At 49.1% G+C, this 26,396-nt stretch carries 24 protein-coding genes; 6 read left to right on the top strand and 18 right to left on the bottom strand.

Annotation, left to right across the window (positions count from 1 at the left end; all coding sequences use genetic code 11):
• Positions 1-177: 177 nt before the first annotated feature.
• Positions 178-1,005 carry a sugar phosphate isomerase/epimerase family protein gene (locus tag BP71_RS14625; protein ID WP_496380369.1) on the bottom strand — a complete coding sequence of 276 codons (828 nt, stop codon included), beginning with the start codon at positions 1,003-1,005 and terminating at the stop codon, positions 178-180.
• Positions 1,006-1,254: 249 nt separating this feature from the next.
• Positions 1,255-1,683, bottom strand: coding sequence for an META domain-containing protein (locus BP71_RS14620; RefSeq protein ID WP_496380367.1), 429 nt, complete (start codon positions 1,681-1,683; stop codon positions 1,255-1,257).
• 259 nt (positions 1,684-1,942) lie between these two features.
• On the opposite strand from BP71_RS14620, the gene BP71_RS14615 reads away from it, so the two are divergent.
• A complete protein-coding gene (locus tag BP71_RS14615; RefSeq protein ID WP_496380365.1) occupies positions 1,943-2,803 on the top strand; it encodes an AraC family transcriptional regulator in 861 nt (286 codons plus the stop codon).
• 33 nt (positions 2,804-2,836) lie between these two features.
• Here BP71_RS14615 and BP71_RS14610 read toward each other — a convergent pair whose 3' ends face one another.
• The 5 genes from BP71_RS14610 to uxuA form a co-directional block, all read right to left on the bottom strand.
• Entirely contained in the window at positions 2,837-3,058 is a 222-nt protein-coding gene (locus BP71_RS14610; protein WP_496380363.1) for a helix-turn-helix domain-containing protein, read from the bottom strand.
• A gap of 112 nt (positions 3,059-3,170) precedes the next feature.
• The gene (locus tag BP71_RS14605; RefSeq protein ID WP_496380361.1) at positions 3,171-4,604 is read right to left on the bottom strand and encodes a Gfo/Idh/MocA family protein; all 1,434 of its coding nucleotides are present in this window, start codon (positions 4,602-4,604) and stop codon (positions 3,171-3,173) included.
• Positions 4,605-4,645: 41 nt separating this feature from the next.
• A complete protein-coding gene (locus BP71_RS14600; RefSeq protein WP_496380359.1) occupies positions 4,646-5,500 on the bottom strand; it encodes a ThuA domain-containing protein in 855 nt (284 codons plus the stop codon).
• Between the two features lie 32 nt (positions 5,501-5,532).
• Positions 5,533-6,315: an SDR family NAD(P)-dependent oxidoreductase gene (locus tag BP71_RS14595; protein WP_496380357.1), complete on the bottom strand. Its 783-nt coding sequence runs from the start codon at positions 6,313-6,315 to the stop codon at positions 5,533-5,535.
• A gap of 21 nt (positions 6,316-6,336) precedes the next feature.
• Positions 6,337-7,548, bottom strand: coding sequence for a mannonate dehydratase (uxuA, locus tag BP71_RS14590; RefSeq protein ID WP_496380355.1), 1,212 nt, complete (start codon positions 7,546-7,548; stop codon positions 6,337-6,339).
• Positions 7,549-7,709: 161 nt separating this feature from the next.
• Between uxuA and BP71_RS14585 the strand changes: the two genes are divergently transcribed.
• Together BP71_RS14585 and BP71_RS14580 are read left to right on the top strand one after the other, a co-directional pair.
• Complete coding sequence (locus BP71_RS14585) at positions 7,710-8,738, top strand: LacI family DNA-binding transcriptional regulator (RefSeq protein WP_496380353.1); 1,029 nt, start codon at positions 7,710-7,712, stop codon at positions 8,736-8,738.
• A gap of 239 nt (positions 8,739-8,977) precedes the next feature.
• On the top strand, positions 8,978-9,424 hold the full coding sequence (locus BP71_RS14580) for a Uma2 family endonuclease (RefSeq protein WP_496380351.1): 447 nt from the start codon (positions 8,978-8,980) through the stop codon (positions 9,422-9,424).
• Here BP71_RS14580 and BP71_RS14575 read toward each other — a convergent pair.
• The 6 genes from BP71_RS14575 to BP71_RS14550 all read right to left on the bottom strand — a co-directional run bounded on the left by BP71_RS14575 (position 9,375) and on the right by BP71_RS14550 (position 19,504).
• Complete coding sequence (locus BP71_RS14575; RefSeq protein WP_496380349.1) at positions 9,375-10,712, bottom strand: DUF3748 domain-containing protein; 1,338 nt, start codon at positions 10,710-10,712, stop codon at positions 9,375-9,377. The genes BP71_RS14580 and BP71_RS14575 overlap by 50 nt on opposite strands.
• A gap of 56 nt (positions 10,713-10,768) precedes the next feature.
• Positions 10,769-12,988 (bottom strand): hypothetical protein, encoded by a 2,220-nt coding sequence (locus BP71_RS14570; protein WP_496380347.1) that lies wholly within the window; start codon positions 12,986-12,988, stop codon positions 10,769-10,771.
• A gap of 73 nt (positions 12,989-13,061) precedes the next feature.
• A complete protein-coding gene (locus BP71_RS14565) occupies positions 13,062-14,219 on the bottom strand; it encodes a sialidase family protein (RefSeq protein ID WP_496380345.1) in 1,158 nt (385 codons plus the stop codon).
• A 17-nt stretch (positions 14,220-14,236) separates the two neighbouring features.
• Complete coding sequence (locus tag BP71_RS14560) at positions 14,237-15,250, bottom strand: polysaccharide deacetylase family protein (RefSeq protein WP_496380343.1); 1,014 nt, start codon at positions 15,248-15,250, stop codon at positions 14,237-14,239.
• Between the two features lie 73 nt (positions 15,251-15,323).
• Positions 15,324-17,579: a ligand-binding sensor domain-containing protein gene (locus BP71_RS14555; RefSeq protein WP_496380341.1), complete on the bottom strand. Its 2,256-nt coding sequence runs from the start codon at positions 17,577-17,579 to the stop codon at positions 15,324-15,326.
• On the bottom strand, positions 17,579-19,504 hold the full coding sequence (locus tag BP71_RS14550) for a PfkB family carbohydrate kinase (protein WP_496380339.1): 1,926 nt from the start codon (positions 19,502-19,504) through the stop codon (positions 17,579-17,581). Before BP71_RS14550 ends, BP71_RS14555 begins: the two co-directional genes overlap by 1 nt.
• 580 nt (positions 19,505-20,084) lie before the next feature.
• Here BP71_RS14550 and BP71_RS14545 point away from each other — a divergent pair.
• Complete coding sequence (locus BP71_RS14545) at positions 20,085-20,624, top strand: RNA polymerase sigma factor (RefSeq protein ID WP_496380337.1); 540 nt, start codon at positions 20,085-20,087, stop codon at positions 20,622-20,624.
• A gap of 112 nt (positions 20,625-20,736) precedes the next feature.
• Here BP71_RS14545 and BP71_RS14540 read toward each other — a convergent pair whose 3' ends face one another.
• Both BP71_RS14540 and lgt read right to left on the bottom strand, forming a co-directional pair.
• Positions 20,737-21,351: a hypothetical protein gene (locus BP71_RS14540; RefSeq protein WP_496380335.1), complete on the bottom strand. Its 615-nt coding sequence runs from the start codon at positions 21,349-21,351 to the stop codon at positions 20,737-20,739.
• Between the two features lie 95 nt (positions 21,352-21,446).
• The gene (gene lgt, locus BP71_RS14535; RefSeq protein WP_496380333.1) at positions 21,447-22,277 is read right to left on the bottom strand and encodes a prolipoprotein diacylglyceryl transferase; all 831 of its coding nucleotides are present in this window, start codon (positions 22,275-22,277) and stop codon (positions 21,447-21,449) included.
• Between the two features lie 50 nt (positions 22,278-22,327).
• Here lgt and yidD point away from each other — a divergent pair, with 50 nt between their 5' ends.
• Positions 22,328-22,537 carry a membrane protein insertion efficiency factor YidD gene (gene yidD / locus BP71_RS14530; protein ID WP_496380331.1) on the top strand — a complete coding sequence of 70 codons (210 nt, stop codon included), beginning with the start codon at positions 22,328-22,330 and terminating at the stop codon, positions 22,535-22,537.
• Here the strand turns inward: yidD and BP71_RS14525 are convergent, their stop codons facing one another.
• Positions 22,538-23,491: an AAA family ATPase gene (locus BP71_RS14525; protein ID WP_496380329.1), complete on the bottom strand. Its 954-nt coding sequence runs from the start codon at positions 23,489-23,491 to the stop codon at positions 22,538-22,540.
• Positions 23,492-23,528: 37 nt separating this feature from the next.
• Positions 23,529-24,389 carry a peptide chain release factor N(5)-glutamine methyltransferase gene (prmC, locus tag BP71_RS14520; protein ID WP_496380328.1) on the bottom strand — a complete coding sequence of 287 codons (861 nt, stop codon included), beginning with the start codon at positions 24,387-24,389 and terminating at the stop codon, positions 23,529-23,531.
• Positions 24,390-24,480: 91 nt separating this feature from the next.
• Between prmC and ribD the strand changes: the two genes are divergently transcribed.
• Positions 24,481-25,548, top strand: a complete 1,068-nt coding sequence (ribD, locus tag BP71_RS14515; RefSeq protein ID WP_496380326.1) for a bifunctional diaminohydroxyphosphoribosylaminopyrimidine deaminase/5-amino-6-(5-phosphoribosylamino)uracil reductase RibD — start codon at positions 24,481-24,483, stop codon at positions 25,546-25,548.
• Here ribD and BP71_RS14510 read toward each other — a convergent pair.
• A complete protein-coding gene (locus BP71_RS14510; RefSeq protein ID WP_496380324.1) occupies positions 25,545-26,318 on the bottom strand; it encodes a shikimate dehydrogenase family protein in 774 nt (257 codons plus the stop codon). The two genes, ribD and BP71_RS14510, sit on opposite strands and share 4 nt — an antisense overlap.
• Between the last annotated feature and the right edge of the window lie 78 nt (positions 26,319-26,396).

The raw sequence follows: 26,396 nt of genomic DNA, 5'->3' as shown, positions 1-26,396 counted from the left end.
TCTTATTTAGACCAATCCCAAATAATGAAATCTGTTATTCTGTACTCACTTTTTAATTCGTTCTAATTATGCAATTTTTTCTGCTAAAACTTTTATTGCCAGCCAAGTGTAGCTAGGAGTTACATTTGGCTGGCAATAAAAAAAGTGAAGATACCGCGATGGCCTCGTTGCTCTGGACTACCCGAGGTTCGACTTGATAAATGCCAATCCATCGCGCATCAGTTGCTCTTCCGAATCGAACATCTTGCGCCAGATATTGGCTACCGGCAGTTTCGGGCTGAATGCCTCGATGCTGATCCACCCGTCATATTGAATGTCGCGGATCGATTGGAAGACGCCGTCCCAATCCACATTTCCCTTACCGGGCGTCGAGCGGTCGTTTTCGGAAAGCTGGATGAATGAAATACGGTCGCCGGCCTTGCGGATCGTGTCGCCGATATTTTTCTCTTCGATGTTCGCATGGAAAGTGTCGAACATGATCTTGACGTTCGGGTGGTTGACCTCGTCCACGAAGCGGATCATCTCGTCGCCACAGCTGGTCAGGTATAATTCGAAGCGGTTCAGGTATTCCAGTCCGAGCGTAATGTCCAATGATTCGGCATAGTCGGCCACTTCGCGGATACCTTCGATGCCCCATTGCCATTCTTCTTCTGTGGCAGGTTTACCGGTAAAAACGCCCAGTGCGGAGTGGTAAGGTCCCATTAACCGGGTTGCACCAAGTACGAGCGAGCAGTCGAGCACACTTTTCAAATGGTCAATCGTGTGGCGGCGCATGGCGGGATCGGCGCTGATCAAATGTTCCGAAGGTCCGCAGATCGTGTCCGTCTCGCACGCGAGGCCCAGGCTGTCCAGCTTCTGCCGGAACTTGAACCAATGTTCGGGATTCGTATTGAAAATCGGCACCTCGACGCCGTCAAAACCGATCTCTTTAATAAGGTCGAGGGTCGGAAAAAGGCTTTCGTCAATCTGGTTTCCCCACAAAAGGAGGTTCATGCTGTACTTCATCAAAAATTGTAGTTATCTCGCTGGCGAATGGATAAGGCGGGATATGAATACCCGGGTCTTTTCAATATACAATCTTAAAGCAAAAAAGTACCGTTCAATATACACGATTTGACGAGTACTTAGCTGATATTGATAAGTTGGCAGCCCTTTGCCCGGATAATGGGGCAAAATCGAACCAGAGGAAGTAAATAAAAAAATGGCAGCCCTGGGTAAGGACCGCCATCTGGATGAAATCGGAATAATGACTATTTACTGAACCCTGCTGAAAATGAGCTGGTTGCTGTTTTCGTAATACAGGATCAATTTATTGGTTCTCAAATCATAGAGATTTACATTGGGCAAGGCGTTGACAAAAAGGTTACCCCAGCTGGTTTCAGCCCTCTCCGTACCTCCTCCACCAATCTGGATCGTGTTTTGCTGGGCTGTTTCATAAAAGCCGGTCAGGATATTAGTGGATGTGGTACCTTCCAGTTCCCCTTTGTCTTTGAAATTGAGGCCTATATCCATCAACCCTTTTGCTGTCGCCGGTTTTCTGATGGTGTCATCCTCCTGCACGATACTTTCCAATTGCCATTTGCCTGTCAACTCCATGTTACTGTTGATTGCGGTTGTTTTTCCACAACCCGATAACAGCGAAAAAAACAGCACGGATGCTGTCGGAAGTATAAGGGCTCTCATAAACGTAAATAAATTTCAGAACTACCTATTGTTGACATCGTACGCACAAAAAAGGTTGCAAAAAAGTTGAGCGGCTCTATAAATTTATAAAAAATATGCCAGGCTTCCGAACCTGGTTGGTAAAAATTATAACGTTCGGAAATGGATTTTCTTTTGCCGGTTGACTAATGAATTTTTACCAAGAATAAATGAATTGTAATCATATTTTGACAGCAATACTGTATTATTGTCAATATTTTGGGTAAAATCCTGATAGAGTATGAAAGCACCCATTCATAAAAATATCGAAAGCCAAGTGCACACAGTGACCGTGCACGAGCTAAAAGAGCCTCATTTTGACCCTAACTGGCACTTTCATCCACATTACCAGCTGTTCACGGTATTGGAGGGGACAGGCAAGCGGCTGATCGGGGATTCCATACAGACTTTTGGTCCTGGAGACACGGTTTTTCTGGGGCCGGATGTGCCACACTTGTGGAGAAGCGACCCTGCTTATTTTGAAGCGGGCTCGGGTTTAATGACCCACGGCATTGTGTTGTATTTTCAGGAAGATTTTCTGGGAAAGGATTTTTTGGAAAAGCCCGAAATGCTTGGACTGCGGCAGTTGCTGGTCGATTCGAAACGTGGCGTTTCTTACAGGGGCGCATTGGCCGAGCACATCCGCGAACAGCTTATTGCACTCACCAGTATCGAGGGGTTCAAAGGCATCTTGCAATTACTGACGTTGCTCGACAAACTCGCCCATGACACCTCCGGCGAACCAATTTCTAGCTATGGTTATGTCAATAACTTCAAGGTTTCGGAAACCGAACGGATGCAGAAGGTGCATAATTATGTTTTGCAACATTTCTTTCAGGAAATCCGGCTAAGCGATGTGGCTTCGCTTGCGGGTATGACGGAGGCTGCATTTTGTCGCTACTTTAAAGCCCGGTCTAACAAGACTTTCATCGATTTCGTCAACGAAATCCGCATCGGCCATGCCTGCAAGCTGCTACTTGAAGACAAATGGACCATCGCCCAGATCGCCTACGATAGCGGTTTCGATTCGCTATCCAACTTCAACAGGAATTTCAAGAAATACATCGGCCATACGCCGCGGGAGTATAAGGGGAATTATTGAATAACTCCGGATCGTTTTAATCCACGCTTATATCTAAGGTATTGATAGCCTGCGATCGTCGGCGATAATGTTGAAATAGCTCTCTGCTTTCAGAGCAGTAAATACCTTTAAGATCGTGTCAATGGTAGCGCTGTTGCTACTGTTTTCCAGTTTTGAAATCTGCGCTTTCTGGACGCCGATCAGTTTTCCAAGTTGTTCCTGTGTGAAGTTACGTTCAAGTCTTAATGTACGGATTATTCTTCGTAACAAATCCATACTCAACTTATGTTCGTAAGCATCTCTGGCCGACTGTGTGTTTCTAAATTTGGAAACTTCTAAGTTGTAAAAATATCCTGACCGAATGATGCCTGTCAGGATATTTTCAGGATTACCCTTTCACATTATTAGTCCCATACTTCCCGCGTTGCGGTCGTGAAAGCATTGCAGTCGCTTCCTTATCGTTAATGAATTGCTCCTTTTTCGGGTCCCATTTCACTTTCCGGCCGAGTTTCATGGCCGTGTGTGCGAGCAGGCATGCAGTGCATGAGCGGTGCGCAATCTCCGCGTGGCTGATCGTCTGTTTGCCGCTTTGAATGCTTTCGATCCAGTTCTGGTGTTGCTCAGGGCTTTCGTACAAATGGATTTCATTTGCCTGAATTACAGAACCCAGGATTTTTGGATCGCTGGCGTAGAATGCTTTATTTTCTTTGGCATTTTGGGCAGCAACGGGGTCAGAGGCGGTAACACCTACATTGCCGCGGGAAACGAAGATCCAGCCGTCGGTTCCTTCGAATTTGACGCCGTTTGGATTGGTACCACCGATTTCCATAGTGACGCCATTTGCGTATAATGCATTCACCAGGAAATCGCCATGGACATCCCAGAGGCCCGATCCTTTGGCAGGGAATGTCGCTTTACCTTCGATTTCGATAGGGCCGGTGAGTTCGGTATCCATACCCCAATGCGCGATATCGATGTGGTGAGAACCCCAGCCGGTAATCATGCCCGCGCCGAATTGTTCCAGGCGAAGCCAGCCCGGACGGTCGTTAATGTCCGTTTGGGAATGCACGCGGTCCAGCGTATAGTAAATCTCCGGAGTGGAGCCGAGCCACATGTCGTAGTTGAGGTTGGATGGGACAGGCATTTGCGTGGTACTTCCACCCGCAGGATCGCCCGGAAGGCCCACATAAACTTTTTTCAGCTTTCCAATGCGACCGTTGCGCACCAGTTCACAGGTACGTTTGAACTGCGGCCAGGGGTTAACCGACCGCTGCTGGCTGCCCAGTTGGAAAATAACCCCTTTTTTCTTGATCATATCAGCCATCTGGCGGCCTTCCCGAATCGTTAACGAGGTGGGCTTTTGCATATAAATGTGTTTCCCGGCCACAGCGGCTTCCATCGCGGGTTGCGCATGCCAGTGGTCCGGCGTACTGATTATTACCGCGTCGATATCTTTACGCCCCAGTATTTCATGGTAGTCATCATATGTTTTTACTTCAAGATATTTTTCCTTGCCAGTGCGCTCCACATATTTCCGCTCGATCCATTCCTTACCTTTTGCCAAACGGTTCTTGTCAAGGTCGGCCACGGCAATTACGTGCGCGGCCTCATTTTTGATCACCTCCGGCAAATCGTGGGTGGAGCCGATACGACCGAAACCGATCTGGCCGATATTGATCTTGTTACTCGGCGCATTTTTACCAAAAACACTGGAAGGGACGATGGTAGGAAACATTGAAGCCGCGATAATTCCGGCTGTTCCCTTTGCCGTAGCTTTCAAAAATGACCTTCTGTCCTGATTTTGCTCCTGCTGATCTTTCATTTTGTATGCAGATTTAGGATTGATGACTGATATGTTCCTGATTATTTCGAGAGTGCGGGGACGGAATTCCGTACCGCATCCTGCGGGCTGGTCGCATAAGCCTTGCTGTAATTTCTTGGTTTTTGCGGCCCGATGGCCCATTCGATGGCGCCGAGGATGTGTTTCCGTAGATCATCCTTTTCATAATCTTCCTTCTGGTGACCGATCGACGTGTAGAATGCCCTTCCGCCATCATATTCATGCCACCATACCGAGGGGAAAACGTCTCCAAAAGTATCAAGTGCCTTGCCGGCGGGCTTTTGAATCGTAGAATGGTCATTCACCGCCAGCACATTCAGGTTCACGCCAAGTTCCTTTATAAAATAGAACTCGTCCGTTTGCCGTTGCCAGACATTCCCAAGGTGTGCCAGTGATGGATTTTTTTGGTCCAGAACCTTCACAGAAAAGCTTTGGCCCGGCTCATGCCAGAAAAAAGTGCCGCCTAGCATATCCTTAAACCATCGCCATTTACGCTCGGTGCCTGATGCCGAATGCAAGCCTACGAAATTGCCGCCCGCCTGTATGTAACGCATCAGCGCAACCCGCTGGTCGTCGGTATCGAAGACGTCGTTATTAGTATTTGAGAAAATCAGGCAGTCGTATTGTTTGAGATTCTGCTGGGTGAATTTGGAAGGATCGGAAGTTGTGTCGACTGCAAACCCATGTTGCTTACCCAAAGCCAGGATGGCGATTTTGGAATTCGCAATGTTGTCATGGACGTATCCCTTTCCGTTTTTGGTATAAACAAGCACTTTGACCTTGGTCCATTTGATTTTTTGTGCGTGGGAGTGAAAGGGCATTGACACCACTAAGACCATCACAGCGATGAGGGCGGTTTTCAAATAGTTCTTGTTCATGTGTATGATAAGTTGCTTAAAATTAAGTTTAACTAAAATCCTATCGAATTACCACCATCCACGGGCAATGAAACACCAGTGACAAATTTCGCAGCCTCCGAGCTCAGGAATACCGCAGCCCAGCCAATATCATCAGGCTTACCCCAAGTTCCCATCGGAGTGCGGTCCATGGCCTTGTCGCGGCGGGACGGGTCGCCGTTCATCGCGGTGAGCATCATGGGTGTTTCGATGAAGCCCGGGGCGATGGCATTGACACGTACGTTGTAGGGAGAAAACTCGGTGGTTAATGCTTTCACCATTCCGCCAACTGCCGATTTGGATGCTGTGTAGGCAACCACCCGGTCGATGCCATATAATGCGGCCATAGAAGTAACCATCAGAATAGAACCCCGTTTACGTTCGATCATCCGTTTTCCGCATTCGCGCGTGATCGAGAAAACGGCGTGCAGGTTGGTCTGAACAATGCGGTCAAAATCCTCGTCGGAAACTTCGATAGCGTGCTTCTTCATATTGATGCCTGCGTTGTTGACAAGAATGTCGATGGCTCCTACCTGTGCTTCAATGTCGGCTATAAGTCCGGGAATTGTTTTAAGATCGGTGATATCATTGACAAAATAGCGGGCATCGGGGCCAAGGAATGGCAGCGCTTCCTGCAAAACAGCCTCCCTGCGACCGGTAATCACGACCCGGGCACCTGCTTTGGCCAGGCATTGCGCAATATGGAACCCAATGCCGCTTCCTCCGCCTGTGACCAGTGCCAATTTGCCTTCCAGTGAAAATATTTGAAGTGATGAATCTGAATTGTGAACGGACATGTATTTTAAAAATCAATAATTCTAAACTAAAAAACCTTGCATCGACCGGGCGATGCTCATTTCAAGGCCACGCAGCTCAGCCAGTGCTTTAAGCCTCCCGATCATCGAATAGCCGGGGTAGGTCTTTTTATGCAGATCATCGAGCATCTGAAAACCGTGATCGGGACGCATGGGAAGCTGCGCATCAGGATAATGAGCGGCCTTTCGTCGGAGCTCTTCACGATGCAATGCTTTTACGACCGCATACATATCCACGTCCCCGTCGAGGTGCGGGGCTTCATGGAAATTCCGATTGTCTTCGGATTCTCTTTTGGTAGTACGTAAATGCACAAAATGAATGCGATCGCCGAAGCGTTCGATTATACCAGGTAAGTCATTATCGGAGCGGACACCCAGCGAGCCAGTACAGAATGTAATGCCATTGGCTCTGATATCGCATGCATTCAGTAATAGCGCCAGGTCTGTTTCGGTACTAACCACACGCGGAAGGCCGAGTAGTGGCCGGGGCGGATCGTCGGGGTGTATACAAAGATTGATCCCTGCTGCTTCGGCGACAGGGGCTACCTGGTTGATGAAGTAGTAAAGGTTTTCGCGAAGTTCCTGGTCTCCTATCTGCGCATAGGCATCGAGCAACTCCTGAAAATTGGCCAGCTCGAATGCTTCCTCTGAACCCGGTAAGCCCAATAGAACAGTGTTGGTAAGCTTTTGTATTTCGGCAGGTGACATATTGTGCAATTTCCGGCGGGCGGATTCCTGTACTTCAGGATCATAATCCTTCGCAGACTCGGGTCTTTGCAGAATGTACAGGTCAAATAGTGCAAAATCTTCCCAGACGAAACGCAGCGTTTTATGGCCTTCGGGAAAAGTGTAAGTCAGGTCGGTACGTGACCAGTCGAGTACCGGCATGAAATTGTAGCACACGGTTTTGATCCCTTCTGCGGCGAGATTGCGGAGTGATTCTTTGTAGTTTTCAATGTAGCTATCACGGGAAGCTAGGCCCTTTTTGATATCCTCGTGAACCGGCAGGCTTTCTACCACCAGCCATTTCAAAGTAGTGTAATGTGCATTGCCGTATTCAATAAGCCGGACACGCTCGGCGATGGCTTCCCTGGTCCAAACTTCACCAACCGGGACCTGGTGCAACGCGCTCACGACACCGCTACATCCCGCCTGGCGGATATCCATAAGAGATACCGGGTCATTGGGGCCGAACCAGCGCATGGTCTGAATCATAGTTTTAAATTTTATTAATATACAAATATAAACTTGTATTGTAACCGATTGCATTAACTTGCCATAAATTTGAGCAAAATATCTAAATTAAAAGGCCGTCAAATTTGGGGGATAATCTTGAGACGTGTTTCGGCCCTGTTGTCCCCTACAAAAAAAGCATGATGGAAAAAGAAATTACCATTTACGACCTGGCAAAAATACTCGGAATATCGTCGGCAACCGTCAGCCGGGCGCTGAACGATCATCCTGCGATTAATGCAAAAACCAAGGTGCTCATTGCGGAGAAGGCTGCCGAGCTTGGTTATCGGTCCAATACGTTTGCAAGTCACTTACGCACACGCAAAACCAATACGCTTGGTGTTATCGTGCCGCGTTTGAACAGTAATTTCATGTCGACCGTGTTGGCGGGGATGGAAGAAGTAGCCAACAATGTGGGTTACAATCTGCTGATCAGCCAGTCGCTGGAAACGGAAATAAAAGAGAGGGCTAATGCCAAAACCATGTTTAACAGCCGTGTGGATGGTCTTTTGGTATCTGTGGCATACGACACCGGATCGTTTGACCATTTTTCGGCATTTATCAACCGGAACATTCCGGTACTTTTCTTCGACCGGGTCCTGGCGCATCCGCAATGCGGGATGGTTATTATCGACAATGAGCAGGCAGGATATGATGCAACACGCCATTTGCTGGATGAAGGCTGCCGGAGGATCATGCATGTGACTGGTGATCTTCGTAGAAATGTCTACGCTGATCGACTTTCAGGTTTCAAACGGGCAATTGCGGAAAGAAATTTGCTGGAAGAAGACGCTCTCATTTTGGCGACAGACCTCAGCCAGGAGGCTGGACGGCTGATTGCTGATCAAATACATCAGATGGAAAACCAACCCGATGGCCTGTTCATTGCCAATGACCTTTGTGCAGCGGTTTGTATGCAGGCTTTAAAGGAAAAGGGTTACGAAATACCCCGTGATATCGCCGTGGTGGGTTTCAATAATGATCCCGTTTCACAAGTGATAGCACCTCAGCTCACAACGATTTTTTATCCCGGCTATCAAATGGGTAAGACGGCTGTCATGACGATTGTAGGGCAACTCAATGGCAAGGGGGACACGGATCGAACCGAGCCAATTATCCTACGCTCAGAACTGATTATCAGAGGGTCGTCGAAACGGTCGGGCAATTTGTAGTTTGCAGTTCACTACAACGTTTGCCACTTAGAATTTCCCCTGTAATTCATTATTTTTGATAGAAAAGCGGATCAATATGGAAGCTGTGGCTGAAAGACTCTATTCACTGGAACTTCGCCTTTTGCGAATCTCACGAAGGCCTGTTTGAATTCGTCAACGGAGAAATCGTCGAGATGTCTGGATAAACAGTTACAGCTAATCAGATCGCGGGAAATATACATTTCTATCTGCGTGGGAGTTTGCAAAATCAATCCTATCTGTTCATTCAAAATGCAGTGAAACTACGTGTTGAGGAAGACAAGATTTTCCGCATTCCGGATTTTCTGATTTGTGAAGAAAAAGGCAATGCTATCCGGTATGCCACTGATCCGCTTCTGATTGTTGAAGTTTTGTCAGAAAGTATTGCTCATGTAGACAGAGTGGTGAAGCGTCGCGAATACGCTCAGATACCTTCCTTGCAATACTCTCTGATCGTTTCACAAGCAGAATGTAGTATTGAGGTATACACGCGGGATGGAGAACGCTGGTACGTCAGTTTTTTTGACAAAATGGAAGAGGTAATTAATCTTCCTTATTTTAAAATTGGGCTTCCCGTCAGTACGATCTATAAAAAAGGTAACTTTCCCGCCAGCTACATCATTTTAGCATTTCGAGGTTTATATTCTTCACAAAGACCTGCTGTGTAGCTTTTCCTGCATAATTTTTAACCATACGATTAAAAGCAAGCATTTTCCCATCGGGTGACCAGACCAGGTTGCCAGGGGTTTCGGACGACGTCTCGGTCAGCGTCTGGACTCTTTCTTTAAATGGGACCGTGCCAGTCCCGCAGAGCATGATGCTAGCTTGGTGGACATAGGCAATATGTTCGCCGTCCGGGTGCCAGCGAAGATTGCCGGCGATGTCGGTAAGTGATTCTGTGACCTGGCGGGGTTGGCCGCCTAGCGGAGATATGGTGAAAATCTGGCTGATACCTTTGCTGTCTTTGGCCAGAAATGCGAGCTGACTGCCATCCGGAGACGACCGAACAATACCTGCACAACCGGGATTCGGTGTATTTGCCGTAAAAGTCAGTCTTCTCTGTACAGTGCCTTTGGGCGGCATGGGGAAATCCGTATCCGTTCCTTCCAATGGGCCCAGCGGTCCGGGCTGCGTGAGATCGTCTGGGATATCGACAATAAATACTTCGGGCACATCCTTGCCGGTTTGGTCTTTTACTGTACCTAGGAATGCGCGTGCGACCAGCCTTGCCCCATTTTGACTGAGATAACCATTTGTTCCCACCCAGCTGTCACTTGCGGCATGGCTGATCTCGTCGCTTCCCGGTGTTGGATTTGCAACTACCCGGACCACCAGTGCGCTGAACCATTCACCAGACACATTCTCAGCACTTTCCTCAACTTTAACGGGCCCGACCTTTTTGGAAACTCCGATTGTCCGCAGGTTATGCTTTTGGCCGGTCGAATCTTCCAGCGCTTTCAGAATAGCATCGTTATACGTGAACCCGATCCACTGCCCATCGCCGCTCCATTCATGCCGGTGCGTGCCCCCTCGTAATGCGCCGGGGGTGTACGGGGGTGTCACGTCTCGTGTGTCCATATACACGGGTACATTCGGACGGTCGTCGTGGATGATTACCCCCGTGCGTCTCCATTGCTGGTAGGGGTTTTCTTTGGTGCTGTTGGCAAGGCCGTGAATGAATACGACTGCATGCTCTTTGGGACTATAACTTACAGCCCCGGCTCCCGGCCCCCAAACCCCGTTGTTTTTAACATCAAAAAGGACTTGTTTCTCCCCCGTTTTGATGTTTACCCGCTCGATCCGGGCCGATTCCGCGATACCACCGTCATCGGTTCTGGTATCATAGACAAGCCATTGGCCATCCGGCGAAAAGTTGTCGTTATTGTCCAGGTCGTGATGATAGGTCAGATCGTGCGTGATCTGTTTTTCAGCGGTATCTGTATGGCAGGATTGCATGCTTAGTATTGTTAGGAACGATAAAACGGGGATAGAAACAAGTCTCATGGCAAAATCTACTTTTGGGGCGCGGTAATTATGCCAAGATAACGGCCCATCCAGTAAGGCAGGAGCCAGATATCACCGGCGCTATGCTCCGATGCTCCGTTTCCTCCATTGCGGTCGAGGTTGAACATATTGCCGTTGTGACGCTGAATAGGGCGCTCGTCTGGCGGTAAAACTTCCTTGGTAGTCTGTTTGCGGAAGTTGGGCTCTAATTTTTCGATGTCCTTACGGTGGCTGTTTTTGATCACCCAGTCGATCAGGTCCAGCGGGTGTTCCTGCAGATACCACACCGCCTCATTGAGGTCAAATTCCCTGGTGCCTGTCACAGCGGTGAAGATATTCCATGCGCCTTCCTTTTCGGGCCTTTCGGCCTGCCAGTGATCGACGATCTGTTTTTTGTACTTGGCTTTCAATGTATCGTTGAATGCGTAGCGATAGAGGCCCCAGTAACCGACAAAATACATTTCATCATCCGAATGGTTCCAGCCGTCGGACATGTGCTTGGCGTGGTCATCTGCGTCCGCGGGTGCTCTGCCAATGACACTCATCGGGCGCATCATATTTTCAAGATATCCGTACTTGGTCATGAGTTCGAATGCCTTCGCCTTGTATTTTTCCTTTTTAGTAAAATGGTAGGCTGTTTGCAACATAGCCACAATATTGGACGAGTTGAGTTTGCGGTCACCTACATTGGTAGGGAATGAGTTCACGTAGTCGGGATGCCATTTGCCCCACATGGTAGGTTTGCCGTCGTAGTCAATAAGATACATGTCGTTTTTAACAATATGCGACATGACGGTATCGATGAGCATGATAGCCTGTTTTTTCAATTTCGGATCATCGATCAGTTCCGCTGCGGCGCCGAACGCAAAAATGTGCCCGATCACCTCGTCGCTGCTGGTGGTTGCTTTCCAATCCCATTCCTTTTCGGGGGAATGCTGCCAGCGTTCGATGTCGTGCAGTTCCTTCATATGACCTGAGCGCTCGAATGAACGCGCCGGGAAGCCTGCTACGGGATTGACGGTATAGAGCCGCTCCATAGCGTCCATGGACTCGCGGCAATTTTGTAACGCTTCCGGATCTCTGGTTACGGCATATCTGAAAATCTCGCCGCCCAGATACATGGATGTCCATAATCCATCGTTATCCGAATCTTCCATTTGGCCGGTCGACAAATTGCCGTGGTTAAGCCCCACCAGTGTTGCATTGAAGCCATTTCGGATATGACGTAGCCTTACCTGTTGTTCAAAGAGCATTGCCTTGTCTTCCAGCGTCATCGATTTAAACTGGATTTGCCCCAGACCGCTGTTCGTCAATATAAGCACAGAATTTTTCGGCCCTTTTGCAATGTCGGTCACCGAATTGCCCGGAAGCCAGCGTTCGCCGAAGTAGTAGTCAAATTTGCCATCTGTACGCAATGCGAACGCGCCGAGATTTGATCCAAACCAAACCTTTCCATTCACTTCACGAACAGCCGTGATTTTTGTGGCCGGGAGTTTCCGGTTGATGGTCCCGGTTTGCTTGCCCGTCTGGATATCGAACGAAACGTAACCATCCGTCGTACCAATAATGATTTTAGTCTCTTTCGAAGAAAGGTCAAACGCCGTGAAATCCGTCCCGCTCAGCGCTTTGGTGAGCTTTTTGTCCTGAACACTCAGTTTATAGAGCGATTTGCTGCCGAGAATCCAGAACTGGTTTGCATTGTTCTGAAATGCCAGTGCAATTATTGAATCGTCCGGTAATCGGCCACTCCAGAGACTCTTCGAATCCCTGATCAAATCCAATGACATTCCATCTGATACCAGAAAGGTAAACTCTTTGCCACCGGCCAAAAGACTTGCTTTGGGGAGATTGTGTTTTGAAAATAATGTACCTGCCCATGCATTGCTCATCACGACCTGATCGGTCAGATACACCAGCTGGTCCTGGTAGGAGGTTAGGGCGGTGATATTCTTATCCTTCATGAAACGGTAATTCCGGTCGGGAACGATGGTTCCTGGATAAAGAAACTGTCCGTCGTAAACGTGTCGCAGCCCTTCTTTGGCAAGGATCTGGATGACCCCGTTGCGGTCAGCGGCTGCTTGCAGTAGTGAATTTTGGGTGCTATCCGCGTAATATTTGACACTGAAATCCTGCAAAAAGGGCTTGTCTTTATATGCGGACTGCCCCCGCACGTCGAGAAGAGTTGCACAGAACAGAAATAGGAGGGATAGTAAAATGGGCTTTTGCATTGTCATAGTATTTGTTGGTAAAAGGGCTAACAGCCCGGTTGTATTCTGATGGCAACCTGCGGGTAGCCGGATGTCATAGTGCAGAGGGGGCCACCACCACATATTTGATCGACTTTTTTCCTTTCTCCGGATGATGGGAGTAAGTCATATGCAGCAGACCGTCGGAGGTCTGGATCAGTGAAGGGTAGGAATATCCTCCCTTTTTGGTCTTATCATTTTCAATAAAATGTCGCTTCCAGGTTTTACCTTCATCCGGCGAGATACGGAGACTAAGGATATAGCGCCCATCATCGATGTCGTTGCCCAGGAATGCCCACTTTCCATCTTTCAATACCAGCAGCTCGACGCTCGCAGTGTTTGGAATATCGGTCTTGGTAGTCGCTTTCCAGCTTTCACCGCGGTCTGTCGATTCACTGATATGTACTCTCGTTGGCCAGTCACCGCTATCCCGCATGAGTGCGACAAGGTGGCCATTCTTCTTTTGGACCAACGCCGGTTGAATAGGGCCGCGTCCCACGATGGGTAACCCGGGGCTCCATGTAGCTCCGTCGTCGTTTGAAATGGCAGTCATCGAAAAATTGTAGCCATCCGAATAAAGCGGCAGCACAATTCTGCCATTTTCCATCAGCAGCGGTTTGATCCGCGTCATCCACCCGATACTGCGCTTGGTAGCGTCTTTTGCGGCAGAGACAACCATGTCATCATATTTGGGTGCGTAGCCGGCCCAGCCCGTGGTATTCTCAGGCAACGCTTTGAATTTCTTTTCAACTTCTTCGGCGAACCGCTGGTCGGGTTTGAGCAGGATATTGTCCTGCCAGTTCCAATGCGGGGCGCCAGCATTGTTATAATCAGTCGATGTCCGGAATTTCAGGATGGATTGCTCCCAAAGGTTAGCCTGCACCGCGATCCATACCAAGAAGAGTTTTCCTTGTGCATTCAGGAACAACACCGGGTTACAGTCCGGAATATGGGGGGTATCCGCCATTAAAAATGGCTCGCTCCATTTGGTTTCTCCTTTTTTTAACCTCGAACCCATGATCAGTACATCATCGGCTGTCCGCTCACCGCTTCCCTGGAACCACGCCACGAGCAAATCACCATTAGGAAGGCTTACAATGCTGCTTCCGTGGACATGCTTTTCCTGGTGTGGGAAAACCAGCATTTGTTTTACTACTGTGGCATCCTGCGCTTTTACCATTACCGCGGATGCAAGCAGGATGGCCCATGTCAAAATTGTTTTTTTTAAAATCATTTTACCTTTTTCCTCCTTTCCATCATTTCTTTCCAGGTGGTCAGGATGATACCTTCCGACCGTATGTAATTTTTGAGATCCGGATCGAGCATCGACAACATGTCCGCTTGCCGGGAGCCTCCTGATGAAGATATGTGTTTAAAGTCCTCGGTGATATCGCTGCTGTGGACGATCATCATGGCTACACCCGGCTGCATTTTTGCTATCGTTTCCCGGAATTTCGCTGCTTTGTATTTTCCCCATTGTTCCGGTGTAACGGATTCGCCATCAGGCTTCCAGTCGCCGCTGATCGTGTGCAGGTCGTCGAGCACAGGCAGGCCGGCATTCCATATTTTAGCGCCAAACTCTGCTGACCGTTTCATGAGCTCAGGTTCGGGAAGTTCCATTCCCTCCTTCCATTTACCCTCGGCTTTCAACTTTTTAACCAATGGATTATTCAGGGACTCTTTGAGCAGCATATTGTTGCCGCCGGGAAACATGACCGGGATCCCATGTTCCACCCCGACTTTGATATATCTTTCCAGAAATGGAATGTGGAAAAACAACGTCCCCATGTGTGAATCCATATGAGTGGGTTTCAGGCCGAGCTTTAAGGCACGATCGAGCTGTGCCCTGATTTCCTGTTCCACCACGTCGGGGGTGGCATTTTTAATTACCTGTTCAACTTCATGCCACATACACCCTTCCTCATCCACCAGTCCGTTTGAGTGCGCAATGCCGTTGAGTGGGGGCCAGCGGTAATCGTCCCATTCGGAGGTGAGCGTGAGATGCAAGCCTGCGTCCATGCCGGGATTGGCAATGGCGAACCTGGTAAAACTGGCAGCCCAGGGACAGGGCATCATGATGCTGCATGATGTAGCGATCCCGTTTTGAATGGACTTTTTAGCCCCCTCATTGGAATAATACGACATGCCGGCGTCGTCGACATGGAAAATAATGACTTTAGAGCCCTTTGGCCAGCCCAGCTTTTCGGCATAGGTCTGTCTGTCCTGTGCGAATGTTTCTTGCATGGCAAATAGTAGCAGGTTGATGAATAGAAATAAAAGACACTTTTTCATAACGAACGGATTGATCAATGGCTTACTATTTGGAAATCATTCCGAGATAACGCCCCATCCAATACGGCAGCAGCCAGAATACCGGCTCTCTTTCCACCTCAGGGTTCCCGCCTGCCAGTGTCCAGGGGTTTTTATCCCAGCGAACGGTGAGCCGGATATTCGCAGGTTGTAATTCGCTCACCTGCTGATCTTCCAGAACCGGGGTACGGATAATGCTGATGTCTTCGCGCTTGCCATGGTCAATGGGCCAGTCAATGAGGTCAAGCGGGGTATCTTTCAGGAAGCCGACCGAGTTTTCAAGCTCCGCTTTCTGATCGAGGCACTCGTTGTAAATAAAATTGATCAGCGGGTTGTGATCTGCGATCCTTCGCGTAAACCATTCGTCTAGATGTTTTTGATAAAACTTCTGGCGTCCGGGGTCTTTCTCGCAGTGAATGAGGATAGGGTAAAGGTAAGCCTGCAGTATCATATCGAAATAGATGAACCATGCCGGATTCTGGCGGGTAACATCCTTCATGTTATCGAGGTAGTGCTCTTTCTCGATGAGCCGCAGGTATTCCTTTTCGTATTTCGGCTGGCCGGTCATGTGATAGGCCAGTTTGAGGAATGCCAGCATTTCCATGGAGTTCTGGTTGCGGTCGGGAAGCCATTCCGGATCGCGGTTGAGCTGATCCGGCGACCACACCGACCAGCGGGTATGTGTGCCATCGACATCCACGAAATTCAGGTTGTGCTGCATCAGGTAGTCTACAATGCGGGCAACGTGAGCAGCAATCACCTTTTTTTCGGTCGCATCGGCTACGAGGGTATAGTAGTAGTAATACCCGAACATATGCCCGCACATTTCGTCACTGCTGGTATCCCCCTTCCACAGCCATTTGCCGTCTGCCGATTTGCGCCAGCGAACCTCCACAGGCTTGAACCGCGGCTCTTTAACAAGCTCGTCGGCCTTCTCACGCTCCGTGTACGTGCGGTTGCCGTCATGCATGCGCGTCCATTCGGCGGGAATGACCGTGCGGGCGAAGAAGCCACCGGTTCCGGTTACTTCCTGCAAGAATTTCAGGAACCCGAATGCCTTCCTCGCATGCTCGCGGGCTTTTGGGTCTTTGGTAGCAGCATATCGGAAACTCTCCATTGCCAGGTAATTACCCGTGAATTCGCCGTCGTTGTCGTCGTCCTCGGGTTCCCAGCTGGTGGTGTCCCCGGGTATTTTTAAATGAGCCTGACCTGCAATCCAGGGCGCGCGGATATGACGTTTCATGAGTACATCATCAAAGAAATCGCTTTTACCCGCGAGTGTCATAGATCGCTTTATGATGGCGCTCACTCCTTGCGGCGTGGCGATCCAGGCTGTTCCTTCCTTGTCGAATGCAATGTCATTCACCTGATCATTCATGAGCCATCGTCTTGAAAATAGGAGCGATCGGCTCCCGTCCGGGCGATAGCGTACGACGCCGGTTTGCGTACCGACCCACATACTACTGTCGGGTGCCAGGCGTACTGCCGTGACGTAGGTGGAAGGAATGCCGTTTTTAACCGTCAGCTCTTTTTCTTTTTTACCGGCATGCCGGATGGTTACACCTCCTAAGCCGCCGATCCAGAGCTTCCCATCATAATTGAAAGCCAATCCCTTCACATAGGCGGAAATCAGTGTATCCTGTTTGTAGCTGTGTGTTGTTAACGCGGGCGTCCAATGATAAAGTCCGACATCGGTTCCAATCCATAAGCCATCCTTTTGATCAAGTATGGCATCGCGAACAGAACGGGAAATAGTTGATTGCTGAACTTTAAAGCCGTTCGCATTCCCCAGCCAGAATCCGTTCGGGCCGATGGCGTATACCGTATTGCCCCGAATGCAAAGGGCTGATACCGGCCCGGCTGGTCCTTCCATTTTACTGACGTTGCCATTCTGATATTTGTACAATCCGTTCCAGGTACCCAGCCATATTGTTCCCGCCGAATCCATGGCGATAGCGAAGGCCGGGCCATCGTTTTCGCCCGTCATAACAGGCGTCCATTCGCGGGTACCGTCGTTCTTCCGGAAAACACCTGCCGCAGTGGCTGCCCATATGTTGCCAAGAGGATCGGGCAGTACTGCTCTGACGTCCTGCATCGCGGGCGAGGATCCAACTGGGTATGCCTCGTGGTATTCCTGCCAGAAAGGTTGGTCCTGATAGAATGACTGTCCGCTTTCCATCGTCTTACCATTCCCGCATGCAAAAAGCAATGGAAGTAAAGCGCAGCTCAGCCAATAGCCCAGGTGTTTTCCGTAGGTCTGCATCAGGCTTCCGCGTAGTTTTCGCTTTCCTGGAACAACAGGCTTACGAGTTTTTTGTATTGAGAAAAATCCGGGATCAGTAATTGGGCACCCGCACGTACCAGACGTGGGCGCTTGGCGGCGTTATGCCCGAAACGTTGTAGTTCGTTGCTTGTAATGCCTACCGAAATGCCACCAGCGCGCCGACCTTCACGGATTTCATCCGGGCCGTCACCGAAGACGGCTAGTTCTTTGCCTTGCAGATTATTGTCGCGGATGATCTTTTCTATCACCATTTTCTTCGAAAACTTCGTATAATCTTTCAACGCGCCGTAAATGCCGCCATCGAAAAGATCGGCATACCCCAGCATCTGGGCTTCGTTTCTGACATCGTCCACATCGGTACCACTGGCGAGATACATTGTCACGCCCCGCTCTTTAAGCTGATGGAGAAATGCTACGGCACCTTTGAGCGTATAATCTTCCTGCCCCAGTTCTCCTTTGGCCAGCTTTTCCATCCGCTTGTCGACCATCTCCATGAGACCATCGTTATAGATTTCCTTGTATTGAAACTTATCGAGAATTTTTTCTTCGGGCACAAAACCGAATTCGCGTACAAGATTGACCAGCCCTTCCATTTGATAGATGGTCTGGATTCCTGTGGTTTTGTGAATGAAGGATTTGACCTCCTGCTGTACTTTATGGAATGTTCCTGCATCGATGGAGTCGTATTGGTCGCCGAGTATGGACTTCATCATTACTGGCTCCATGATTTCTTCCCAGCCCTGGCGCAGCGAGCTGATAGTGCCATCGTGATCGAAAACGGCATACCGTATATGTCCCAGTTTTTCAAGGACTTCAGGTGCGCAAATCTCAAACTCAGTTTCCGGATAGTAAACCGCGCTGCGTTCGTTTTCCGCCAGATCGGCATTATAAATATAATCGGGCTCCTTGGCGACCTGTGCGATCTCGGAACCGGTCGCTGTTCCTGTGGTGTACAGTTTTTGAACCGTAACAGCCGCGGCGAGGTTGCCGAACTGTGCCGCCTCGGTCGGGGACAGTCCGGCTGCGAGGCAAAGTGTGATGGCGCTGATCGCCGTATCGCCCGCACCCACGGTGTCGAGCTTTCCTTTCAGCTGGATGCCCGGGACTTCGGAATGACCGGCATTGTCAAATGCGATAATGCCCCGTTCGCCGCAGGTGACGAAAACCGGTTTGTGGAATCGCCCGAAGACTTCCGCTCCGTACCGCTTTACGTCGGCGACAGGTACGTTTTCGTCAGGGCGTACATCCAGACCGTTCAGTGAAGCAATTTCACGATCATTGGCTTTGAGACAGGTATTCAGAAAGCGATCATTGAAATGACGCGAATCGAGCATTATGATTTTGTCGCTGTACCGGTTGAAGAGTTGATTGACCTCATCTATAAAAGAGGCATTGCTGATACTGCCGGTTACCTGCTGGTTGAAGATCAGCGCATCACATTCCTGTAATGCTTTTTCGATTGCATCGATAAGTTGCCGATCGGTTTCAAGGCTTCTTTCATTATATACACCAAAATCGATCCGCGGCTCTTCCCGGCCATCGACCAGTCTTTTAAGATAACTATAGGTATTGAATTTTTCTTGTTGCACCAGAAATGCCGATGTGTCAGCTCCCAGCTGTTGCATTTGGAGGGTCAGTTCCCGGCCTTGCATATCATCGCCAACCACACCGATAACCCGGATTCCGGCGGGTTTCAAAGCCACCAGGTTAGCGACCACATTTCCGGCTCCGCCGGGCGTATAGTAATGCCTGTCCACTGCCTGGGCCTGCAGGCCAGTTTCAATGGAAACCTCTGAGGCACGGTTGTCCATAATCCAGTAGGAGTCGAGACAGAAGTCGCCGTAGACGGCTATTTGAACGGCGGTAATTTTCTCCAGTATCTGATTGATGCGGATTTGATCCATGAGCAGTGACGGGTCGGGATTTAGGTTGAATGGATATAACGTTATGTTTTTTGCGGATAATACTTCCGATCCGCAGCGGAGGGCTATCGGCTCCGGACGCATTTGATCCAAATGTTATGAAATTATGAAAACAGGCCAGGAGAAATGCTTTACAGAAACGGCCGGATTTGCTGTACGCTTTTCACTGAGAAGTGGCTGTAAATGAGCAAATATGTAATAAATGATAAGTTATTATTATGATTTGATTAAATCGTACAACCGTGCGCAAAATGAAGATATTTTTACGCAAGTTGCGATTTGAAATCACATTTGAAGACGTAGCTTTATCAAACAATTACAAATACGCCGCTCAATATAAAACGTTACCGATTGTTGGAATAGCAGAATTTTCACTCGCTATGGTAATGTTATAAACAACTTTATTTTAGTAATACGACTGATTGTCAATTATATAGTAAACGTTCTCCGGTGGTTTTGAATCCGAAAAAGTGAATAGGATCAAATCAAGAATAAAAGTTCATTTGTCAATAATTGAATGCAGCATCCATTACCCTTTTCTATAAGTTAAACCTATACGACTGTGGCCTACCCCGACGAAAACATTCTGGTAAGAGTAACGCAAGGCGACGAAGCGGCCTTCGCGGAGTTGTATAACTACTATAAAACACCTGCACTGCGTTTTACGGTATCACTGCTCAAAGACGAAGAGGAGGCTGAGAATATGGTACAGGACGTATTTATCAAGATTTGGGTAAGACGGGCTCAGATCAAGCCCGACTACAACTTCAATTCGTACCTTTTTACCTGCCTACGTAACATGGCATTCGATCATTTCAAGAAGATCGAAAAGAGCGAGCAGCTTCGCAAGCATTACCTCGAGGCTATTCGTACAGCGGGCGAAGATGAGAAAGAGGAGGCCGAGAGAAGATTGAGCATTGTGCAGGCTGCGGTAGACTCGCTTTCCGTTAAAAGACGGCAAATCCTGAAACTCAATATCGAAGAGGGCAAATCCTATCAGGAAATCGCGGAATTTCTGCGCATTTCCAAAAATACCGTGAAAAACCAATTGGTGAAAGCAAAGCAGATTCTGAGAGAAAAAGTGGATCTCGCCGCGGTCTGATCATTGCGTGCCTGCGTTAACCCAGCATTATATATTCCTAAAACCTGAAAAGCAGAAGCCGCTAAGCTTCTGCTTTTTTACTTTTGATCCCCCGCAAAAAATCGGATAGGATCTATTTCATATCTTCCAATTTACCCAGGTCGATCCCCTTCAATGCCTCTTTCAGTTGGTCGACCGTTACCTGGTCACCTTCGACATTCACGACGTACCGGTCTGCCACAAGCACGTTGATCTCACCGGACTTGCTTTCGTTATCGTATTTTTCAAATGCCTTATGGCCGTCTATCGTGGTTGTCTTTTCGTAGCCATTGGTAGTTTCCTTGTCAATTTCGGCGATCGACCAGGCGGCGAGGGCCATGGTAGAAACACCGGCAATGCCTCCGGTGTCGACGATCTCTATGTCAAGGGATTCATTGCCGGTGCCTTTGTATTTGGCCTGGGCGGTTGATACGGTAAAACCCATCGCGCCGGTTTTTTCCCCGGTGGCTTCGGTACGGTTCATCCCAACAAGGCTTTCGGGTAGCAGCTCTTTCAGTTTCCGGAAATCGATGGGATCGACAGCTTCACGGTCACCCATTTCCTTGGCTTTATCTGCAATGGCCTGAAGGGCGTCGGCCGGGCTTTGTGCTTCGGCTTTTTCCTGGGCTTCTTTTTCTTCCTGATTACCTCCGCAACTGGTTAGCAGCAGGGTGGAGGAGAGGAGCACGGCAATAAACGATGTTTTCATCCGTCAAGTTTTAGAGTTGTTTCAAACAAACTTCAATTTAATGAAAACACATCACTGATGCACGCCTATTATTTCATTCGCTTTCGTTCGGTTACTTAAACGGCTATTTCCTTTGGATTTCTGCGAGACTGGATAATAAAGTACAAACCGAGCAAGACGACCGGTATGCTGAGGAACTGTCCCATGTTCAGCGGATAATTGGCTTCAAATGCCTCCTGGTTTTCTTTCAGGAACTCATATAAGAAGCGAAGCGTGAATACCCATACAAGGAATACGCCCACCATCAATCCACGGGGAGTAGCCGCTTTGTACTTATTCCAGATCGCGAATAGAATAAAGGTAAGGATGAAGCAGGAAATGGATTCGTATAATTGGGCCGGGTGGCGGGGGATTTGAAGAAATTCTGTGTTATGCCTGAAAATAAAGCCCCAGGGTAGATCCGTAGGCTTACCCACGATCTCGGAGTTCATCAGATTGCCGAAGCGGATAAACGCTCCACCCAATGCGATGGTGATCACCATGCGGTCGGCTACCCAGAAGAACGTCTGTCCGGTCGCCTTTCTCGATCTGGAATAGAGCCATAGGCCGGTGACGATGCCCACCACGGCACCGTGGCTTGCGAGACCGGCGTAAGGAGGGAGGATTACTTCCAGCGGGTTTTTGAACAGTACTTCCGGTTCGTAAAACAGAAAATGGCCCAAACGTGCACCGATAACGGTCGACAGAACCATATATAATGTAAGGGAGTCAATATCTTCCAGCGTCTTTCCTTCTTTCTTAAAAATATGGATCATAATTTGCTGGCCGATCAGGAAGCCGGCTGCGAAAAGAAGACCATACCAACGAACAGGGAAGGGACCAAAGCCAGCGATTTCAGGAATGGTAAAGATTTCGGGACTTGCATCCCACATTATGTATGAAATCATGCGTTTGTGATGTTAATGGTCAAATATACTATTTTGAGACAAGACGCGAAATGAAATTTTTACTCATAGGACTGGTACGGATTTACCAGGGCGCATTATCGCCCTATTTGCCGAATTCATGCCGTTACACCCCCACCTGTTCACAATATATGATCGAGGCGGTGCAGAAGCACGGAGCCTTGAAAGGAGGTTGGATGGGATTGAAACGTTTTGCGCGCTGTCATCCGTGGGGAGGACACGGGCATGATCCGGTGCCCTGATCAGCCGATAGCTACCTTGCGTAAAATGGAGTCGATGATCGTCATCGTCCGTATACCATCGGCTTCGGCCTCGTAGTTGAGAAGAATGCGATGGTTCATGATGTCGGGGGCAAGCTCCTTAATGTCCTCGGGCAGCACATAGTCCCGTCCTTCCAGATAAGCCAGTGCTTTGGCGGCGCGATTGAGGTAAATGGTGGCCCTTGGCGATGCCCCGAATTGAATGTAACGCGCCTCATCACGTAAGCCATAGTCGAGTGGCCGGCGGGTCGCGAAAACGAGCTCGATGATATATCGTTCCAGTGTATCCGAAATATTGACCTTATTCACCTCGTCGCGGATCGCGAATATTTCCTCCTTGTTGAGAATCGGGCGGATCTTATATTCATAGTTGATGTCGGACATGCGCCGCATGACTTCCAGCTCTTTCATTTTGTCGAGATAATCGACATATACCTTCATCATGAAGCGGTCGATCTGAGCTTCCGGAAGCGGGTAGGTTCCTTCCTGTTCTACCGGGTTCTGGGTTGCAAGCACTACGAAAGGGCGGTCCAAGGGATAGGTTTCGTCTCCGATCGTGACCTGTTTCTCCTGCATGGCTTCCAGCAAAGCCGACTGTACCTTGGCCGGAGAGCGGTTTACTTCGTCGGCCAGGATGAGATTCGAAAAAATCGGCCCTTTTTTGACTTCGTAGTCACCTATTTTAGGCTTGTAGATCATCGTCCCGATCAAATCAGCGGGAAGCAGGTCGGGGGTGAACTGAATGCGTTTGAATTCGAGGTGCAGCACCTTCGCCATTACGTTGATCGTAAGGGTTTTGGCTAAGCCCGGAACGCCCTCGAGCAGGATGTGGCCACCGGTAAAAAGGCCGATCAGCAGACGGTTCAGCAGTTTATCCTGCCCCACCACTACCTTTCCCATTTCGTCCAGTACCTCCCTGATTTTTTCTATATACATGAAATTGAATTCGAATGATTTAGCGGAACAGCATTGGCTAGCCCCGGAATGCTCTTACAAAGCGATCCTTGCCGTTGATATCCCTAAGGATTTCCACGTTCCTGTAATTTCTTTCTTCAAAAACCTTTTGGGTTTCCGCGCCAAAATGCTCGTTGATCTCTACGTAACATTTGCCATCCGGTTTGAGGTGATGGACGCCGAAATCTGCGATGGCTTTATAAAACAGCAATGGGTCGTTGTCTTCTACAAACAATGCTTCATGCGGCTCAAAGCGCAGGACATTGGGACGCATATGCTCAGCTTCCGAGTAGGTAACATACGGCGGGTTGCTTACCAGGCAGTCGAACTGAATCACGTTGCCGGGTAGCGGGAATGTGACATTCAGCATATCCTGTTTCGCAAACTTCACATCGGCAATGAGTTGCCGTGCATTTTCTTTGGCTACTTCGAGCGCCTCATCGGACACATCCCAGGCGTGCACAGTTACGTGCGGGAGGAAGCGCGCCAGCACGATGGCGATGCAGCCGCTGCCGGTTCCGATGTCGAGAATGGAGATATTTTTGTCGGGTTCCGCATAATCGCGCGTGACCATACGAACCAGCTCTTCGGTTTCCGGGCGGGGAATGAGTACCGACGACGAAACGCGGAATTCGAGTCCGCAAAACTCAGTGGATCCAATGATATGCTGTACGGGCTCATTGTTGTTGAGGCGTTCGATAATACTGTCCCAGTCGGGCTGGGCACTGGTTTCCGCGATGGGACGGTCTACTAGTACATCGATATTTCGGAGCCTCATATAATGCTCAAGGAGCATGAATGCGATAGCCTGGGCTTCTTTTTCAGGATAAACTCTGATGTTTTTTGATATATATAAATATAGCTGCCGTGCTGAGGTCATTTTCACCAATTTTGATTCCAATGTCGGAAAGTTAGCAAATAATAGGAACTCCCGAAAGTTGAGTTTGAAAGCACGTTTGTATTTTTGCCACATGGAGACGCACAATCAATGGATGCAACGGGCATTGCAGCTGGCAGCATACGGCCGGGGAGAGGTAAGTCCAAACCCGATGGTGGGTTGTGTGATCGTTCATAACGACACCATTATCGGAGAGGGATGGCATCGCGCTTATGGCGGTCCGCACGCCGAGGTCAGGGCCATTGAAGATGCCGATGAGAAGGGGAATGCGCATTTACTGCCGGAAGCGACGGCCTATGTTACCCTGGAGCCCTGTTCGCATACGGGTAAAACACCTCCCTGTGCAGACTTGCTGGTGAGCCGGAGACTGAAAAAGGTTGTCATTTGCAATACAGATCCAAACCCGCTGGTATCAGGCAGAGGCATCCGTCGACTTCAAGACGCCGGGATCGAGGTGGTCTGCGATGCACTGGCGGCGGAAGGCCTTAATCTGAACAAGCGTTTTTTTACCGCAATGATGCTCCACAGGCCCTATGTAATTCTTAAGTGGGCGGAAACCGCCGACGGCTTTCTGGGTTACGAAACCGGAAGTCCCATGAAGATCAGCGGAGAATCGTCCGATATGAACGTGCACCGGTGGCGCACCGAAGAGGACGCGATTTTGGTGGGGTATAAGACAGCCCTGATGGATAATCCGAGACTGAATGTCAGGCACTGGACCGGGAAGAATCCTGTGCGAGTGGTTTTGGACCGGCACTTACAGTTACCGCAGAAGCTCCATTTATTCGATCGGAAACAGCCCACGATCGTTGCTAATTATGATCGGGAAACAGCCATGCCGGTCGATCCGGAACGCTATGCGGCCACATCGGCGATTGCCTACATGAAACTTGTTCGGGGAGAAGACGAAATCGTTTCACTTTTGAATGGACTCTATCAGCGAAAGATCCATTCGGTGTTGGTAGAAGGAGGGGCCATGATAATTCATGCATTCCTTGAAAGTGGAATGTGGGACGAAATACGCCGTTGCCAGGGGCCGGCTGCAATTGCCAACGGCGTGAAAGCGCCTGCTCCCCGGGGGATCTTAAAAGGCGCTGCAAAGGTCCAGGAAGACCTTTGGACCTATTACAGCCGGACCTAGACGCTCCAGAGATTTTCTTCCGTATTCCAGATTTCCCATGCCTTTTCCGCCTGAAGTTCGAGCATCTTCAGGCCGTTTTGCGTAGCGGCTCCTTTTTCGGTACCATTTTTCAGGAATAATGTCTCCGCCGGATTATAAACGAGGTCATAGAGGTAATGCCTTTTCGTTACCCATTCGTAAGGGATCAGCGGGCAATACTCGGTATTGGGATAGGTGCCGAGAGGCGTTGTGTTGATGATCATCAGGTGACTTTCCATTACATCCTGGGTCAGCTCATCGTATGCGATGCAATCATCGCTTTTTTGGCGCGACACCAGGGTGTATTCCATTTTCAGATCCTGCAAAGCTACCTGTACCGCTTTGGCTGCTCCTCCGTTGCCCAAAACCAGCGCCTTAAAACCGGTACATGATTCACCACGGCGGTCGAGCCATTCAATGAGCGACTGCTGGAAGCCGTAGTAATCGGTATTAAAGCCTTTGGTACTGCCGTCGGCGTAGATTTTGATCGTGTTCACGGCTCCGATCCGCTCTGCCGAAGCATCGTCCAGATCGTCGAGGTAAGCGATTACATCTTTCTTGTACGGAATGGTCACATTCAGACCCCGGAGATCCGTCTTTTTTTTCAGCAAGGCAGGCAGTTCTTCCAAAGACTTTATTTCGAAGAGCTCGTAACTGCTCTCCTTGATTTTTTCCCGGGTGAATTTGTCCGTAAAGTATCGCTTGGAGAAAGAATGGGTAAGTGGGTATCCGATCAGGCCGTATAAATTCATGGGAATGCGTGCAATGGCGATAATGAGGGCGCTAAGTTAAACCAGCCACCAGCTAATTACAAATCGATGAAGAACGGA

Source organism: Dyadobacter ginsengisoli DSM 21015 (assembly GCF_059568735.1).
The sequence above is the reverse complement of the archived record's forward strand: the minus strand, read 5'-3'. Positions and strand labels throughout refer to the sequence as shown.

Coding starts and splice junctions, on each gene's coding strand:
- BP71_RS14625 (WP_496380369.1), bottom strand. CDS start 1,005: ATGAAGTACAGCATGAACCTCCTTTTGTGGGGAAACCAGATTGACGAA.
- BP71_RS14620 (WP_496380367.1), bottom strand. CDS start 1,683: ATGAGAGCCCTTATACTTCCGACAGCATCCGTGCTGTTTTTTTCGCTG.
- BP71_RS14615 (WP_496380365.1), top strand. CDS start 1,943: ATGAAAGCACCCATTCATAAAAATATCGAAAGCCAAGTGCACACAGTG.
- BP71_RS14610 (WP_496380363.1), bottom strand. CDS start 3,058: ATGGATTTGTTACGAAGAATAATCCGTACATTAAGACTTGAACGTAAC.
- BP71_RS14605 (WP_496380361.1), bottom strand. CDS start 4,604: ATGAAAGATCAGCAGGAGCAAAATCAGGACAGAAGGTCATTTTTGAAA.
- BP71_RS14600 (WP_496380359.1), bottom strand. CDS start 5,500: ATGAACAAGAACTATTTGAAAACCGCCCTCATCGCTGTGATGGTCTTA.
- BP71_RS14595 (WP_496380357.1), bottom strand. CDS start 6,315: ATGTCCGTTCACAATTCAGATTCATCACTTCAAATATTTTCACTGGAA.
- uxuA (WP_496380355.1), bottom strand. CDS start 7,548: ATGATTCAGACCATGCGCTGGTTCGGCCCCAATGACCCGGTATCTCTT.
- BP71_RS14585 (WP_496380353.1), top strand. CDS start 7,710: ATGGAAAAAGAAATTACCATTTACGACCTGGCAAAAATACTCGGAATA.
- BP71_RS14575 (WP_496380349.1), bottom strand. CDS start 10,712: ATGCAATCCTGCCATACAGATACCGCTGAAAAACAGATCACGCACGAT.
- BP71_RS14570 (WP_496380347.1), bottom strand. CDS start 12,988: ATGCAAAAGCCCATTTTACTATCCCTCCTATTTCTGTTCTGTGCAACT.
- BP71_RS14560 (WP_496380343.1), bottom strand. CDS start 15,250: ATGCAAGAAACATTCGCACAGGACAGACAGACCTATGCCGAAAAGCTG.
- BP71_RS14555 (WP_496380341.1), bottom strand. CDS start 17,579: ATGCAGACCTACGGAAAACACCTGGGCTATTGGCTGAGCTGCGCTTTA.
- BP71_RS14550 (WP_496380339.1), bottom strand. CDS start 19,504: ATGGATCAAATCCGCATCAATCAGATACTGGAGAAAATTACCGCCGTT.
- BP71_RS14540 (WP_496380335.1), bottom strand. CDS start 21,351: ATGAAAACATCGTTTATTGCCGTGCTCCTCTCCTCCACCCTGCTGCTA.
- lgt (WP_496380333.1), bottom strand. CDS start 22,277: ATGATTTCATACATAATGTGGGATGCAAGTCCCGAAATCTTTACCATT.
- yidD (WP_496380331.1), top strand. CDS start 22,328: ATGAAATTTTTACTCATAGGACTGGTACGGATTTACCAGGGCGCATTA.
- BP71_RS14525 (WP_496380329.1), bottom strand. CDS start 23,491: ATGTATATAGAAAAAATCAGGGAGGTACTGGACGAAATGGGAAAGGTA.
- prmC (WP_496380328.1), bottom strand. CDS start 24,389: ATGACCTCAGCACGGCAGCTATATTTATATATATCAAAAAACATCAGA.
- ribD (WP_496380326.1), top strand. CDS start 24,481: ATGGAGACGCACAATCAATGGATGCAACGGGCATTGCAGCTGGCAGCA.
- BP71_RS14510 (WP_496380324.1), bottom strand. CDS start 26,318: ATGAATTTATACGGCCTGATCGGATACCCACTTACCCATTCTTTCTCC.